General features: G+C 51.2%; 12 protein-coding genes. 5 read left to right on the top strand and 7 right to left on the bottom strand.

Annotated features, from left to right (window positions below):
- Positions 1-76 precede the first annotated feature (76 nt).
- The 5 genes from atpG to glmS all read left to right on the top strand — a co-directional run bounded on the left by atpG (position 77) and on the right by glmS (position 6,222).
- Positions 77-946: a F0F1 ATP synthase subunit gamma gene (gene atpG, locus F5I99_RS18410; RefSeq protein WP_151058593.1), complete on the top strand. Its 870-nt coding sequence runs from the start codon at positions 77-79 to the stop codon at positions 944-946.
- A gap of 37 nt (positions 947-983) precedes the next feature.
- Complete coding sequence (gene atpD / locus F5I99_RS18405; protein WP_151058591.1) at positions 984-2,363, top strand: F0F1 ATP synthase subunit beta; 1,380 nt, start codon at positions 984-986, stop codon at positions 2,361-2,363.
- Between the two features lie 33 nt (positions 2,364-2,396).
- Positions 2,397-2,822: a F0F1 ATP synthase subunit epsilon gene (locus F5I99_RS18400; protein ID WP_151058589.1), complete on the top strand. Its 426-nt coding sequence runs from the start codon at positions 2,397-2,399 to the stop codon at positions 2,820-2,822.
- A gap of 190 nt (positions 2,823-3,012) precedes the next feature.
- Entirely contained in the window at positions 3,013-4,380 is a 1,368-nt protein-coding gene (gene glmU, locus F5I99_RS18395; protein WP_151058587.1) for a bifunctional UDP-N-acetylglucosamine diphosphorylase/glucosamine-1-phosphate N-acetyltransferase GlmU, read from the top strand.
- Positions 4,381-4,392: 12 nt separating this feature from the next.
- Positions 4,393-6,222, top strand: coding sequence for a glutamine--fructose-6-phosphate transaminase (isomerizing) (gene glmS, locus F5I99_RS18390; RefSeq protein ID WP_151058585.1), 1,830 nt, complete (start codon positions 4,393-4,395; stop codon positions 6,220-6,222).
- A 223-nt stretch (positions 6,223-6,445) separates the two neighbouring features.
- Here glmS and F5I99_RS18385 read toward each other — a convergent pair whose 3' ends face one another.
- The 7 genes from F5I99_RS18385 to F5I99_RS18355 all read right to left on the bottom strand — a co-directional run bounded on the left by F5I99_RS18385 (position 6,446) and on the right by F5I99_RS18355 (position 14,406).
- A complete protein-coding gene (locus tag F5I99_RS18385) occupies positions 6,446-7,339 on the bottom strand; it encodes an amino acid ABC transporter substrate-binding protein (RefSeq protein ID WP_225307475.1) in 894 nt (297 codons plus the stop codon).
- An 11-nt stretch (positions 7,340-7,350) separates the two neighbouring features.
- Positions 7,351-8,244 (bottom strand): amino acid ABC transporter substrate-binding protein, encoded by an 894-nt coding sequence (locus F5I99_RS18380; RefSeq protein WP_225307474.1) that lies wholly within the window; start codon positions 8,242-8,244, stop codon positions 7,351-7,353.
- A gap of 4 nt (positions 8,245-8,248) precedes the next feature.
- Positions 8,249-9,685, bottom strand: a complete 1,437-nt coding sequence (locus tag F5I99_RS18375; protein ID WP_151058581.1) for a sensor domain-containing diguanylate cyclase — start codon at positions 9,683-9,685, stop codon at positions 8,249-8,251.
- Positions 9,686-10,044: 359 nt separating this feature from the next.
- Positions 10,045-11,355, bottom strand: coding sequence for an aminotransferase class V-fold PLP-dependent enzyme (locus F5I99_RS18370; protein WP_225307473.1), 1,311 nt, complete (start codon positions 11,353-11,355; stop codon positions 10,045-10,047).
- A gap of 60 nt (positions 11,356-11,415) precedes the next feature.
- Positions 11,416-12,906 (bottom strand): tripartite tricarboxylate transporter permease, encoded by a 1,491-nt coding sequence (locus F5I99_RS18365; protein ID WP_151058577.1) that lies wholly within the window; start codon positions 12,904-12,906, stop codon positions 11,416-11,418.
- A gap of 35 nt (positions 12,907-12,941) precedes the next feature.
- Positions 12,942-13,388: a tripartite tricarboxylate transporter TctB family protein gene (locus F5I99_RS18360; protein ID WP_151058575.1), complete on the bottom strand. Its 447-nt coding sequence runs from the start codon at positions 13,386-13,388 to the stop codon at positions 12,942-12,944.
- 28 nt (positions 13,389-13,416) lie between these two features.
- A complete protein-coding gene (locus tag F5I99_RS18355; protein WP_151058573.1) occupies positions 13,417-14,406 on the bottom strand; it encodes a Bug family tripartite tricarboxylate transporter substrate binding protein in 990 nt (329 codons plus the stop codon).
- Positions 14,407-14,420: the final 14 nt, after the last annotated feature.

Here is a 14,420-nt window from a genome sequence, read left to right as displayed (position 1 = left end):
ACTCGTCAGAGTAGCGGGGCTGCGGGTGAACTTCACTTAGCAGTCCGGACACTGAGTTAGGAATAGAGGCGGAACTATGGCAGTCGGAAAAGAAATTAAGACACAGATTGCGAGCATTGGTAGCACGCGCAAGATTACCAGCGCCATGGAAATGGTGGCTGCGTCAAAAATGCGTAAAGCTCAGGACCGCATGAAGGCTTCCCGCCCGTACGCTAACGGTATCAGAGGCATTATTCATCATTTGGCCAAGGCCAATCCTGAATACAACCACCTCTACATGCAGGAGCGTGAAGTGAAACGCGTCGGTTTTATCGTCGTGTCCACGGATCGCGGACTGTGTGGTGGCTTGAACGTAAACACGTTCAAGACAGCCGTCAGCGCTATGAAAGAATTCCATTCACAAAATGTCGAGATCGATATTTGTGCACTGGGAAACAAGGCGATTACTTTCTTTAAAAACTATGGTGGTAATGTTGTTGCTGCCAAAGGGCATCTGGGTGATACCCCTGAACTAGCTGATCTGATTGGCGCAGTTAAGGTGATGCTCAGTGCTTTTGAAGAAGGCAGACTGGACAAAATATTCATGGTTTCTAACGAATTCGTGAATACTATGACCCAGAAGCCGACGGTAGAGCAAGTGTTGCCGGCTAAGGCAGACGAAAGCGACACACATGAACAGCTCAACCATACCTGGGATTACCTGTATGAGCCGGATGCGAAGGAGTTGCTAGAAGCACTCTTCATTCGGTACATCGAATCGGTGGTATACCAGGGTGTGATTGAGAATATCGCCTGTGAGCAGGCAGCAAGAATGCTGGCGATGAAAAACGCAACAGATAATGCCGGCGACCTTATTGATGAGCTCCAAATGGTATACAACAAGGCTCGTCAGGCGGCTATTACTCAGGAAATTTCTGAGATCGTCAGTGGTGCTGCTGCTGTATAGTGCAGTGAACAGGTTTAAACGTTGAGAGGATCCGAACATGAGTAGCGGACGTATTGTTCAGATTATCGGTGCGGTTGTAGACGTGGAATTCCCACGTGACTCCATACCGAAGGTTTATGACGCATTACACGTCACAAAAACCGGCCTGACACTGGAAGTTCAGCAGCAGCTGGGCGACGGTGTTGTAAGGGCTATTGCCATGGGTCAGACCGAAGGTGTGAGCCGTGGATTAGAAGTAGAAAACACAGGTGCACCTATTTCTGTGCCTGTAGGTACAGCAACACTGGGACGTATTATGGACGTTCTGGGTAATCCGATCGATGAAGCGGGCCCTATTGGTGAAGAAGAGCGTATGCCTATTCACCGTAAAGCACCGTCTTACGCCGATCAGGCAGCGTCTAACGACCTGTTGGAAACCGGTATCAAGGTTATCGACCTGGTTTGCCCGTTTGCCAAGGGTGGTAAAGTCGGTTTGTTCGGTGGTGCCGGTGTAGGTAAAACCGTAAACATGATGGAGCTTATCCGTAACATCGCGATTGAACACTCAGGTTTCTCTGTGTTCGCCGGTGTCGGTGAGCGTACTCGTGAAGGTAACGACTTCTACTTCGAGATGAAAGAGTCCAACGTACTGGACAAAGTATCTCTGGTATACGGTCAGATGAACGAACCCCCAGGTAACCGTCTGCGTGTCGCGCTGACTGGCCTGACCATGGCAGAGAAATTCCGTGACGAAGGTCGTGACGTACTGTTGTTCGTTGACAACATTTATCGTTACACCCTGGCCGGTACTGAAGTATCAGCCCTGTTGGGTCGTATGCCATCAGCGGTAGGTTATCAGCCAACTCTGGCGGAAGAGATGGGCGTTCTGCAGGAACGTATCACCTCAACCAAAGTCGGTTCTATCACCTCTATCCAGGCGGTATACGTACCGGCGGATGACTTGACTGACCCGTCTCCAGCGACCACCTTCTCGCATCTTGATGCGACTGTGGTACTGTCGCGCCAGATCGCTGAGCTAGGTATTTACCCAGCCGTTGATCCACTGGATTCCACGTCACGTCAGCTGGATCCACTGGTTATCGGTCAGGAACACTATGAAGTCGCACGTAATGTACAGGGTGTTTTGCAGCGCTATAAAGAGCTGAAAGACATCATTGCGATTCTGGGTATGGATGAATTGTCTGATGAAGACAAATCTATCGTATCCCGTGCACGTAAGATTCAGCGTTTCCTGTCTCAACCGTTCTTCGTGGCCGAAGTATTCACCGGATCACCGGGTAAATACGTGCCGCTGAAAGATACCATCAGCAGCTTTAAAGGCATCCTGGCCGGTGAATATGATCACATGCCAGAGCAGGCCTTCTATATGGTTGGTGGCATCGACGAAGCGATTGAGAAAGCCAAGGGCATGAAATAAGTTCTGGCGGAACCTTTTTAAGAGGTAATCAACATGGCTGTAACTGTTCAATGCGAGATCGTCAGTGCTGAGGAAGAAATTTTCTCCGGGCTGGTGGAATTTATCTCGGTGACAGGTGGCCTGGGTGACCTGGGTATTATGCCCGGTCACACTCCGCTGTTAACGGAACTGAAACCAGGCCCGGTCGAACTGCGAAAAGAGGGTGGTGAACAGGACGTATTTTACGTTTCTGGTGGTTTTATCGAGATTCAGCCGTTCAAGGTAACGGTTTTGGCTGACACAGCGTTGCATGCCAAAGATCTGGATGAAGCGGCGGCTCTGGAAGCTCAGAAACATGCTCAGCATGCTATTTCTGACAAATCCGGTGAGTTTCAATACTCACGCGCCGCCACCCAGTTGGCAGAAGCCGCAGCACAACTGCGTACTCTGCAGCAGATCAAGAAAAAACTCGGCAAATAATCCGTCCAGGCGGGTATACCGAAACAAAAAAGCCTCCCTTGGGAGGCTTTTTTATTTACAGGATGTAATGAATACCGCGCGCGCATGGATGCGCAGGAGCGGTGACGTTTCAATTGCGGTCATGGATGTTTATCACCTCTCCGGTGTAAAATACCGGCTAGTAGCAATCAAGGACACAGGAAAACACGGCATGCAAACAGACGTAGTGATACTGGCAGCGGGTCAGGGAAGTCGAATGAAATCCGCATTACCCAAGGTGATGCACTCGCTGGCGGGTAAACCCATGCTGCAGCATGTGATAGACAGAGCCGCCACCCTGCCAGATAGTGACATACATGTGGTAATAGGGCATGGTGCCGATCAGGTTAAACAGCAGTTGCACAATCAACCGGTAACGCTGGCGTTGCAGGCAGAGCAACTGGGCACCGGGCATGCTGTGGCCCAGGCTCTGCCTCAGTGCCGCAACGAATCCATCGTGTTGATCCTCTATGGTGATGTGCCACTGATCCAATCCCAGACCCTTACGCAACTTATCCACATAGCCGCGCGGGATCATCTGGCGTTGCTGACGGTTGAGTTAGATGATCCCACCGGTTATGGCCGCATAGTGCGTAACGCGGCAAAGGATGTGGTTGCCATCGTTGAACACAAGGATGCCAGTGACGCACAACGGGCCATTAATGAGGTGAATACTGGCATTATGGCGCTGAAGCACAGCTATTTGCAGGCCTGGCTACCAAAGCTATCGGCTGAAAATGCCCAGGGCGAGTATTATCTGACCGATATTATTGCCATGGCTGCCGCAGAGGGTGTCAGGATCGGCGCCATTCAGCCCGCCTGTGAGCAAGAAGTGCAGGGGGTTAATAATCGCCTGCAACTGGCCGAACTGGAACGCTGGTATCAGCGTCAACAGGCAGAAGCATTAATGACCAACGGTATCACCCTGATGGATCCGGCCCGTATTGATGTGCGTGGTAAACTTTCAGCATCTCAGGATGTCCTTATCGATGTGAACTGTGTTTTTGAAGGTGAGGTTAGCTTGGGCGAAGGGGTGATTATCGGCCCCAACTGTCTAATCCGTAACAGCCGTATCGCCGCTGGCTGTCGTATTGAAGCCAATTCAATCATCGATGGAGCGCAGGTCGGCGAAGCGGCGGTCATCGGTCCTTTTGCCCGCTTACGCCCTGGTACCGAACTGGCCGAGGGCAGTAAGATCGGCAATTTTGTCGAAACTAAAAAATCTCGCATAGGCAAGGGCAGCAAGGTGAATCATCTGAGCTACATAGGTGATGCCACTATCGGTGAAGAGGCCAATATTGGCGCTGGTACGATTACCTGTAATTATGATGGTGTGAATAAATCCGAAACACACATAGGTGATCGTGCCTTTATCGGCTCCAATACTGCCTTGGTTGCCCCAGTCAAAGTCGGTGCGGATGCGACCATCGCCGCCGGCTCCGTAATTACTAAAGATACCCCAGCCGGACAGCTGTCAGTTGGCCGTGCCAGGCAGCAAACCCTGAGCCACTGGAAACGCCCAAGCAAACGCGATGCATAAGGAATCTGAGTCATGTGTGGAATAGTTGGTGCTGTTGCTACCCGTCCGGTAGCTGAAATTCTTCTGGAAGGCCTAAGACGCCTGGAGTACCGCGGCTATGATTCCGCGGGTATGGCGTTACTGGATGAAGCTGGCCAGGTAGTACGTTTGCGCCGTGCCGGTAAGGTACAGGCGCTGGCCGATCTGTTGGCCGAGCAGCCCCAGACAGGGGAGATCGGCATCGCTCACACCCGCTGGGCTACCCACGGTAAACCTACCGAGTCCAATGCGCATCCGCATATGTCTGGCGAGCGCCTGGCGGTGGTACACAACGGCATTATTGAAAACTATGAGCCTCTGCGTGAAGCACTTAAGGCCGATGGCTATGTGTTCAATTCTGATACCGATACCGAGGTGGTTGCCCATCTGCTGGATCAGACGCTGAAAACCGGACTCTCGCCCACGCAAGCCTTGCGTCAGTGTGTTGCACGTATGGAAGGTGCCTTTGCACTGGGTGTGGTGCATGCCGATTATCCTGACCAACTGCTGGCCGCACGTAAGGGTAGTCCGCTGGTGATTGGCGTGGGTATGGGTGAAAACTTTATTGCCTCAGATCAGCTGGCACTTTTGCCGGTAACTGACCGCTTCATGTTTCTGCAAGAGGGGGATATAGCTACTCTGACCACCCATCAGATCCAGGTTATAGATGCTGCTGGTAATGCAGTAGAACGTCCCGTTAGTATTTTTGAACACGGACAGGCCGCCGCTGAAAAAGGCGCCTTCAAACACTTTATGCTGAAAGAGATATTCGAACAGCCTGAAGTGATGAAACGGGCACTGGAAGGGCGTATCAGTCAGGGACACCTGCTGGAGCAGGCCTGGGGCGTGGGTGCCTCAGCCTACTTCGATCAGGTTAAACAGGTGCAGATAGTCGCCTGTGGCACCAGTTACCATGCCGGGATGATTGCCCGTTACTGGATAGAATCAATCGTCGGCATTCCCTGTAATGTCGAAGTAGCCAGTGAGTTCCGCTACCGTGATGTGGTACTGCCGCAAAACACCCTGTTGATAACCCTGTCACAGTCGGGCGAAACCGCCGATACTTTGGCAGCCCTGCGAGAAGTGAAACAGCGAGTGCTGGCCAGTCTGGCAATTTGTAATGTCCCCGGCAGCTCCCTGGTACGTGAATCCGACCTGGCACTGATGACCAATGCCGGACCTGAAATCGGCGTAGCTTCCACCAAGGCGTTCACCTCACAACTAGTAGCGTTGCTGATGACTACGCTGATACTGGCTCGACGCACGGGACTGAAACCTGAGCAGGAGGCCCAGATCGTAGAGGCCCTGATAGGGTTACCAACGCTTATTCAATCCCTGCTGTCACTCAACGACAGTATCGCCAAAATGGCTGAAGCCTTTGCTGAGAAACACCACGCCCTGTTCCTGGGACGCGGTACGCTCTATCCGGTCGCCATGGAAGGTGCGCTGAAACTTAAAGAGATTTCTTACATCCATGCCGAAGCTTATCCTGCTGGCGAGTTGAAACATGGCCCACTGGCACTGGTCGACAAGGATATGCCTGTAGTCGCCGTAGCACCGAACAACGACATGCTGGATAAACTCAAATCCAACCTGCAGGAAGTGCGTGCCCGCGGCGGTGAACTCTTCGTGTTCACTGGATGCGAGCAGAGCATTCGTGACGAAGAAGGCGTCACCACCCTGACACTTCCCGCGGTTCACCCGCTGCTGGAGCCGCTGGCCTATACCCTGCCGCTACAGCTGCTGTCATATCATGTGGCAGTGCTTAAGGGAACGGATGTGGATCAGCCAAGGAATCTGGCGAAGAGTGTCACGGTGGAGTAACACTCCACCGTGACACCCGTTGGAGCCCGCTCCGCGGGCGAACCCCACGCGTATTGTAGGAGCCCGCTCCGCGGGCGAAGAGCTTCGCTCACAGAGTGAGCTCCTACGCAGAGTGAGCTCCTACAGGATAGAGAATCCCCCCCAGACTGTAGGAGCCCGCTCTGCGGGCGATAAGGTGCTTTGATCGAGCATTCGCCCGCGGAGCGGGCTCCAACAAATGAACTTACCTGGGAGATACGAAGTGTTCAGCTAGCATTGCGCTCATCGGTACGTTGAGGGTTATGCCTTTGCCGGGAAGAGGTTGTTGAAACCAGCGTTGATATAGCAGTGGCATGTCCGTGCTGGTATATATTTGTTCCAGCGCGGTATTCACTTGTTCCGCAAAGGCGTCATCGCCTAGTCTCATCATGAAGCCCAGAGGTTCCATCGGGGAAACGGCTTCATCAGATAGGGCGTATCTTTCAGGATTGTCTGATTCCGCAATCATCGTGCTGAGTAATATATCGTCCATAGCGAAAGCGGCTACGCGCTCATCAGCCACCAGATCAAATGCTTGCTGTAATGTATCTACTGGCACAACCGACAGGTTCAGTTGCTGTTGTCGATTCGCCTGGTTAATCTGACCGACATTGACCGTACCTCTTGCTACACTGACGCTTCGTCCAGCCAAATCTTGCAGCGTTTTAAAGTTGTTCTGCTGCAGAGCTACGTAGCGTACGGAAACAAAGAAATGGCTCAGCGCAAACTGTGCGCTACGCCGACGCTCTGGCGTGTTAGTACTGGCATTACACTCTATATCGATATCGCCACTATTCAGCAACATAATCCGGTTACTCGGCGTGCGTGGCACATAGGTAATATCAAGCGAGGGAAGGTTTAATTGCTTTTGCAGCTGTTCAGCTAAGCGTTGGCAAATATCGATAGAATAGCCAACTACCTTATTGCTCTGACCATCCATATAAGAAAAGGGTGCTGTATCACCATAACCCACTCGCAATACACCTGTTGCTTTTATACGTTCAAGCGTATTGATAGCTGTGGTTGCCTGGGCAGTTCCACCGCCAAGCAGCATTATTATCAGTAAGCTATACCCCAGGAACAATATACTCGGGCGCATGTCACACCTCCTCACTCTATGTACTGCTCAGGATTGGCAAATATAGCGGCCAGCTCTGGTGCTAACGGCAAATTCAATACATGGTTATCGGGGGGGACGGGTTGTAAAAACCATTTTTCGTAAAGGTCGAAAATAGCATCACTTTGATAAATACCGTCCAGAACTTTATTTACTTGCTCAACAAACACAGAATCATCAGGAGGCATCATTAAGCCATAGGGTTCTGCCCTGCTCAGGGTTGTTTCGGATATATGGAAAGCGGCAGGATCGCTGGCTGAGGAAATCAGACCCGCTAGCAAAATATCATCCATCACAAACGCAGATGCCTGCCCTGAGGCGACCATGGAAAAAGCTTCCTCATGATTTCGGCTCAGCATCACCGAAATATTCAGATCTTTGGTGCGATTGAGTTCGTTGAGCTGGGTTATATTAAGAGTGCCTGTTGTAGATACCACACTCTGGCCAGCTAAATCCTCCAGGCCCCCCATATGCTTTTCGGTTAGTGACACATAGCGAGTGGTTGTCAGAAAATGAGGGTAAGAGAAGGCGGCTTGGCGGCGGCGCTCTGGTGTATTGGTGGTTACACCACACTCAATATCCACAGTACCATTTCGGACTAAAATAAACCGATTTGCAGGCGTTACAGGTACAAATACCACTTTGATGTTATCTATTTCCAGGGCTTCTTCCAGGCCTTCGATGACATCCAGGCAAAGATCAATGGCATAACCAGTTGGTTGATCATTAACCATGTAGGAAAAGGGAAGTTCACTGGTACGATGGCCGATAGCAATTTCGCCAGTCGACACAATATGGGACAAGGTTGGTGAAGAGGCTATCAAATCACTGGCGACAGCACTCTGCCACAGTATACTACTTACTAATACAGCCACTAGCCATTTCATAGTCTCACCCTCTATCAATAATCCAGGAGTCCATTGACATACCCTCAGTGTAGAGCATATAGCAATTACGCCCTTTTGCTTTGGCTGCATAGAGCGCCAAATCAGCTTTTCGCAGCAGATCATGGCTGTTATTACCATCGACCGGTGCATTTGAAATACCAACGCTGACACCGATTTGAATATTCTGTCCATCAAGCTGAAAAGGCTGACGCAGAGCAGCAACAATCTCTCCAGCCAGCGTTCTGGCTTCATCCTTTGCGTTGAAAACGGCTTGTTGAATGATGGCAAACTCATCACCACCAAGGCGTGCAACCAAATCGTTTTGTTTCAGAAGGCTTTGTACCCGCTGACTGGCTTCAACTAACAGCGCGTCACCAGCACCGTGTCCCAGGCTATCATTGACGGCTTTAAAATGGTCAAGATCAAACAGCAATACATTAAACACTACGCCTTGATGCAAGGCCTGTAGCGCCGTTTTTAACGCATCATTTAATTGCACTCGGTTGGGTAGCTTGGTTAAGGCATCATGATGGGCAAGATGCTGATAACGAAGCGCTTCATCTTTTACTTCAAGCAGGTGCTCACGCTCAATGACCTTCTTACGTAGCGCATTGATAGCCTTGGCCATATCGCCGATTTCATCGTTGCGGTCGGTATAAGGGGTTGCGTGAGTTGTCTGATTTTTGGCTATATCTGTTAGCGCTTTAACGAGGATAGGGACGGGTTTGAAAAACTGACGCATCAATACTGTAACCAGGAGGGCTGTTGCGACCAATACGATTAATAGCGCTACAAAGACTTTGCCAATCAGATCGTTGTGTATCCGATACAGCTTTTCTTTTTGACCAATTGTCGATACCACAACACCCTTCAGTTGGTTATCAGCGCTGACAATGGGCAGTGAACTAATAAAATGTTCTTCATGACCAATGTTGGCGAAGCCAACATAAAAATCGGTGGCATCTGCGTTTGTCTGCCAGGCATCCACCGCTAAGCTGGCAGGTGAATCCGTCGATCCATTAAGCGCATCGGCCACAACTTTGAGGGAACCATCAGAAGACTCAGTAAACAGCCATACGTTGTTGCGAGTTTGTGCACTAGCCAGCGCCAATACGTCAATAGGGCTAAATCCGGTTTCAAGAACCGACTCCTCATCACCAATCGGACGCTGGGAAATAATATGTGTAACCTGGCCGGTATCATTTGTTGTTACTGCCACAGAGGTATAAATGCGCCGAATCGTCGCGCTGACAATTTGCGCATTGACCTGGGCTTCACGCTTCCACTGCTCTCGCGAACCGCGTTCCACCATGAAAAAACCCGACAAGGCACCGGTCAGATAGGCAAACAATACCCCCAGCAGCATAAACCCCACCACCTTGCCCACAAGCGTGTGGTGCCAGGGAAGTCCTGAAGCGCTCGCATGCTGGCGTTCTTGCATAGAGTCCGGTTCCTATATTGCAACAACCTGGTTAACTGGGAGTAATCACCATGAGCAATCCGCTCTTTGGCGAGATGTTTTTGGCCATAACTGGCTTCGACAAGCGTATAAGATTCATTATGCTTTAGGTAGTAAAGTATCACTAAATTAGAGGGAGTGTCTTAAAAAAGCTAGTTAACAGGTGAGATAGTCAAGATCAGGCAAGATGTATTATGCGCAGAAAAACGTTTAAATATCAGGCCTAAAAGTAGTCTGGGTTGAGACAGCCTGAGACCGTGTTCCATCTGGTCTTCATGTGATAGCGCCCACTTAAAAACAAGCGGGCGCTGTGCTGAAATATCCAAGGGCATTCTGGAGGGTTACGACAAGATCTCCTGTAAGGCAGCTAAACACGCATCAATTTCTTCTGCACTGTTGTAATGGGCTAACGAGATACGAGTGACGGCCTTAAGCCCCAGTGGGCGGAGAATATTACCCGAAAAGACATCATCACTACGGGCATGCACGCGTATTCCACGCCTGCCGAGTTCAGCGACGATATACTTAGCCTCGTACTCAGCGATTGCAAATGACACGACTCCTTCACGGTGAGGGGTGTCTGCAGGACCAATCAGCTTTACCCCAGGATAGGTGCTGAGCCCGGCTAAGCCTGTACTGCCGTTAATCAATCGATCGACTAATGCGCGCTCGTGGTTACGTATCGCATTGCCTGCCGCGATCAGTCCAGCCCGACGTGAAGCCGCATCGGTAAAGTGTCCACCCAGCCATACCAGGTAATCGACCATTGCGCTAATTCCGATCAAGGCGGAGGGGTCGCGGCTACCTAATTCCCATGCATCAGCAGGCTTGCCGATCAGTTTGTCGTGTTCGGTTAGGCTCAGGCGCTTGGATACCCAGGCATAGCCATTATTAAAACGACAGAACGCCTTATAGGGTGAAATAACATAGCCATCCACTCCATAGGTTTCTACATTGAGTAAACCATGGGGTGCATGCTGGATACCATCGACGATGATGATGCATTCAGGAGCAATCTGGCGGATGCTTTGGGCTATCTCCGCAATATCCATGCTCATTCCTGTCACTGGACTGGTATGCAGGATGGTGGCGATGCGGGTATCGGCACGTACACACTTGGCATAGTGTGCGGCCGTCACGCGTCCTGCATCGATATCGAAAGGAACCTCAATCCAATCACGGTTGGTGCGTTGGGCCCATTGACGGGTCGCATCATAGGTGGCGGGATGTTCGATTGAGCAGGCAACAAGGCTGCCGCCTGCTTCAGCCGAGAGGGCGGCAGCACGGATTAATCGAAACAGGCATTCTGTCCCTGTTTCGCCACCAAAAATCACGCCATTATCTGGGCTAGTACCGAAGAAGGTCGTCAAGTCGTTGCGACCCGCAGCGACTATCGCGGATATAGCATGAGAGGCGGGGTTATCGCGGTGTTCGTTATCGGGAATGGCCGCAATTTCGGCCCCTTGGGTAACGACCGACTTAAGCGTCAGTGAGCCACCGGCGTTTTCAAAGTAGGTGCGCTTGCCACTATAAGGACAGGTGTCGACATGTAAGAAACGCTCCCGTACCTGAGCCAGTAGCGCCTTGGGTAATAAGGCACCTTGGGTTGCATGGGCTGGGGCTGCTGTATTGAGAAAAGTTGTAGTGCTCATGATAGTTGTCAGCATCTCAAATGATTAGATGTGGGTTTGCTTGTTGGGTACAAGGTCTAGTTATTGCTGGGCGTTGCGTCGACGCCATTGGTTCCATAACGGATACGCCAGAGCCAGCACTACCAGAACGCAAAGCGTTAGCGACAGTGGCCGAGTAAAGAACGTGGTCAGGTCCCAGTGCGAAATTTGCATCGAGCGGCGAAAGTTAACCTCAAGAATTGGTCCCAGGATGAGGGCAATAACTAAGGGGGCCGCAGGATAACGCCAGCGCTCCATGAAATAGCCCACCACACCGAAAGCGACAACCAGCCAGACGTCAAACATCTCGTTACGTAGCGCATAGGTACCGATCACGCTGAATACCAGAATCATCGGCCCTAATACCGCACCAGGGACTTTGGTGACAATGACCAGATAGCGGCACAGCCACAATCCCAAAATCGCAAAAAGTATGTTGGCCAGTAACAGCGAGAGGATTAGGGTATAGGTTGTCTCCGCGTGTTGGGTAAACAGGCTGGGTCCCGGGATTAGCCCGTGGATTGTTAACCCGCCGATAAAGACCGCCGTGACCGCGTTCCCAGGAATACCCAGCGTTAGGGTAGGAATTAATGTGCCACCTGTGACGGCATTGTTTGCTGATTCAGAAGCGGCAACTCCTTCTAGCTCACCCTTGCCAAAGTTTTCCGGTGTGCTCGAATGACGGCGTGCTTCGTTGTACGAAATAAATGACGCAATGCTGGTGCCTGCGCCGGGTAGAATCCCTACAACTGAACCTATAACAGAAGAGCGCAGTAACGTGCGTAAGCAGCGTTTAATATCGGACCATAACGGCAGATTACGCCCTTGGAGTTGGGGTCCTTTGCCGGTTAGTACACCCGCACTTCTGGGTACGCACAGATTAAATGCTTGAGAAACTGAAAAAAGTCCGATGAGTACCGGTAGCAAGGGCACGCCATCAAACAGTTCGCGTTGGCCAAAGGTAAAGCGCTGTGCGCCAGTGAAAGCATCCAGTCCTACACTCGCCAATATCAGGCCTATTGCCGCTGATAGCACGCCTTTTATGGGTTGATCCGAGGCGACACCGACGATGGTTACGAGCCCGAATATAGCTAAAACCGTGTACTCTTGCGGTCCGAACGCGAGGGCAACCGTCGAAAGAGGGGGCGCAACAGTGATCAACACAACCACACTGAAGAGCCCACCGAAAAGTGAGGCCAGTGTAGCCATGCCTATGGCTTCACCCCCTCGTCCAGCCATCGCTAATGGGTAGCCATCCAGCGCTGTGGCGATAGATGCATCTGTGCCAGGGGTGCGCAATAGAATGGCGGTAATAGAGCCACCGTAAACTGAGCTAACGTATACGGCACCCAGTAGAATCAGTGCCAGATCTGGCGGCATGCTGAAGGTGATGGGAATACAAAGCGCAACGCCCATGGTTGAAGAAAGTCCTGGCAAGGAGCCGATGGTCATTCCGGCCAAGGTGCCAAGCAACAGGGTTAACAGCGCCATCGGTGTCAGAATATTACCGAGTGCTACAAACAGTATATCCATAGAAATAGTCTCTTGGGTGTTTGTGAGGAAAGCTGTTAGTTGGCTAGCCAATTCCAGAGCCCGCCACCAGGTAGAGGGACTGCAAGTAAGTGCACAAAAACGGCATAGATAAGGGCAGAAAAGGACACGGCAAGTATTAGGGCCGCGGGCCATCGTAAGTCACTCAGGCAGCATAAACTAACCAGTAGAAATACAATCAACGCAACAAATGTTCCAATACTTATCATCAGCCCTAATAACCCCAGCACGCATAGACCCCAGAGGGTGAAACGTTGCCAGGCAACTGGGGGCTGGGATTCATCAGGGAGTTTGCGGCGAAACGAATTGACTCCGATGCCCAAACAGGCAAGCCCCCCAAGTGAACCGGCGATCACGGGGAAAACCCCCGCATCGCCGCGCATGTCAAGCCCGACCCAGACTACACCAGCGCACAAGGCTCCAATCAAAACGGCCAGGGTGCGGTCAATTTTGTTCAGTGGCATAGAGCGAGTTCTCCTAACGGGTTTTAAATCACTGCTCAATCCAAGGTTCCTGGTCCCAAAGGGCTTTTAGCCGATCATGACTTTCGTGGATGAAGTCAACGTAGTCTTGTCCATAAATAGGGTTAACAGGCATGTTAAGCTGCTCCATTTCGGCAAGAAACTCCGGATTCTCTACCACCTCACGGGTCACAGATAACAGCTTGTCATACACTGGTTGCGGCACATTAGCCGGTACAGCAAAGCCGCGTGATGCTGCCGCTAGAACGTCATAACCTTGTTCTTTACCGGTAGGGACAGCCGAAATCGCATCGATTCGTTCATTTGACCAGACGGCTAAGCCCCGTACTTTGCCCTCATTGATCTGGTTTACCACTTCCGACATGTTGCCTTCAAAAGCCGTAATGTGCCCACCAAGCAGCGCGGCCGTTGCTTCAGCATTGCCGCTGTAAGAGACAAAATTAAGGTCGATATCAGCTTCTTTGGCAAAGTTCAGTGCAGCCAGGTGGTCGTCACCCCCAATGCCTTCGTGGGATACAACTACGGATTTTGGATCTTCCCGTACCGCTGTTACAAAACTTTCCAGCGTTTGATAGGGGCTGTCGGTGGCTACTGCCAAAACACCTGGATCGGTAATGATATTGGCCAGAGGGCGAATATCATCAAGGGAATAACCCACAGTACCTTCACGGGTGAAAGGATAAACTTCGACTACTGGCGAGTTAATTAAGCCAAGGGTATAGCCGTCGGGTGCCGCATTGGCCAAGTGGACCCATCCCAACTCGCCACCAGCCCCCGGTCTGTTAACCACGACTATTCGCTGGCCGAGTTCTTCTTCAGCGTACTTCGCGAAGATGCGTGCCATCGTATCGGTACTACCCCCGGCACCGAAGGCGACAATCAACTGAATTGGCTTGTTGGGGAAGTCCTCAGCTACGGCTGATGTACTTAGTCCGCTAACCAAGATTGCCGTCATCGCACTCAGGATCAATTTTTGCTTGAATTTAAACTGTGCCTTCATCGTCTTATTCCTTG

It is taken from the genome of Nitrincola iocasae (genome assembly GCF_008727795.1).
GTDB classification, from domain to species: Bacteria; Pseudomonadota; Gammaproteobacteria; order Pseudomonadales; family Balneatricaceae; genus Nitrincola; species Nitrincola iocasae.
This window is presented reverse-complemented; position numbering and strand designations above follow the sequence as displayed.

Coding starts and splice junctions, on each gene's coding strand:
- F5I99_RS18355 (WP_151058573.1), bottom strand. CDS start 14,406: ATGAAGGCACAGTTTAAATTCAAGCAAAAATTGATCCTGAGTGCGATG.
- F5I99_RS18400 (WP_151058589.1), top strand. CDS start 2,397: ATGGCTGTAACTGTTCAATGCGAGATCGTCAGTGCTGAGGAAGAAATT.
- F5I99_RS18370 (WP_225307473.1), bottom strand. CDS start 11,355: ATGAGCACTACAACTTTTCTCAATACAGCAGCCCCAGCCCATGCAACC.
- glmS (WP_151058585.1), top strand. CDS start 4,393: ATGTGTGGAATAGTTGGTGCTGTTGCTACCCGTCCGGTAGCTGAAATT.
- F5I99_RS18375 (WP_151058581.1), bottom strand. CDS start 9,685: ATGCAAGAACGCCAGCATGCGAGCGCTTCAGGACTTCCCTGGCACCAC.
- F5I99_RS18360 (WP_151058575.1), bottom strand. CDS start 13,388: ATGCCACTGAACAAAATTGACCGCACCCTGGCCGTTTTGATTGGAGCC.
- atpG (WP_151058593.1), top strand. CDS start 77: ATGGCAGTCGGAAAAGAAATTAAGACACAGATTGCGAGCATTGGTAGC.
- F5I99_RS18385 (WP_225307475.1), bottom strand. CDS start 7,339: ATGCGCCCGAGTATATTGTTCCTGGGGTATAGCTTACTGATAATAATG.
- glmU (WP_151058587.1), top strand. CDS start 3,013: ATGCAAACAGACGTAGTGATACTGGCAGCGGGTCAGGGAAGTCGAATG.
- F5I99_RS18365 (WP_151058577.1), bottom strand. CDS start 12,906: ATGGATATACTGTTTGTAGCACTCGGTAATATTCTGACACCGATGGCG.
- F5I99_RS18380 (WP_225307474.1), bottom strand. CDS start 8,244: ATGAAATGGCTAGTGGCTGTATTAGTAAGTAGTATACTGTGGCAGAGT.
- atpD (WP_151058591.1), top strand. CDS start 984: ATGAGTAGCGGACGTATTGTTCAGATTATCGGTGCGGTTGTAGACGTG.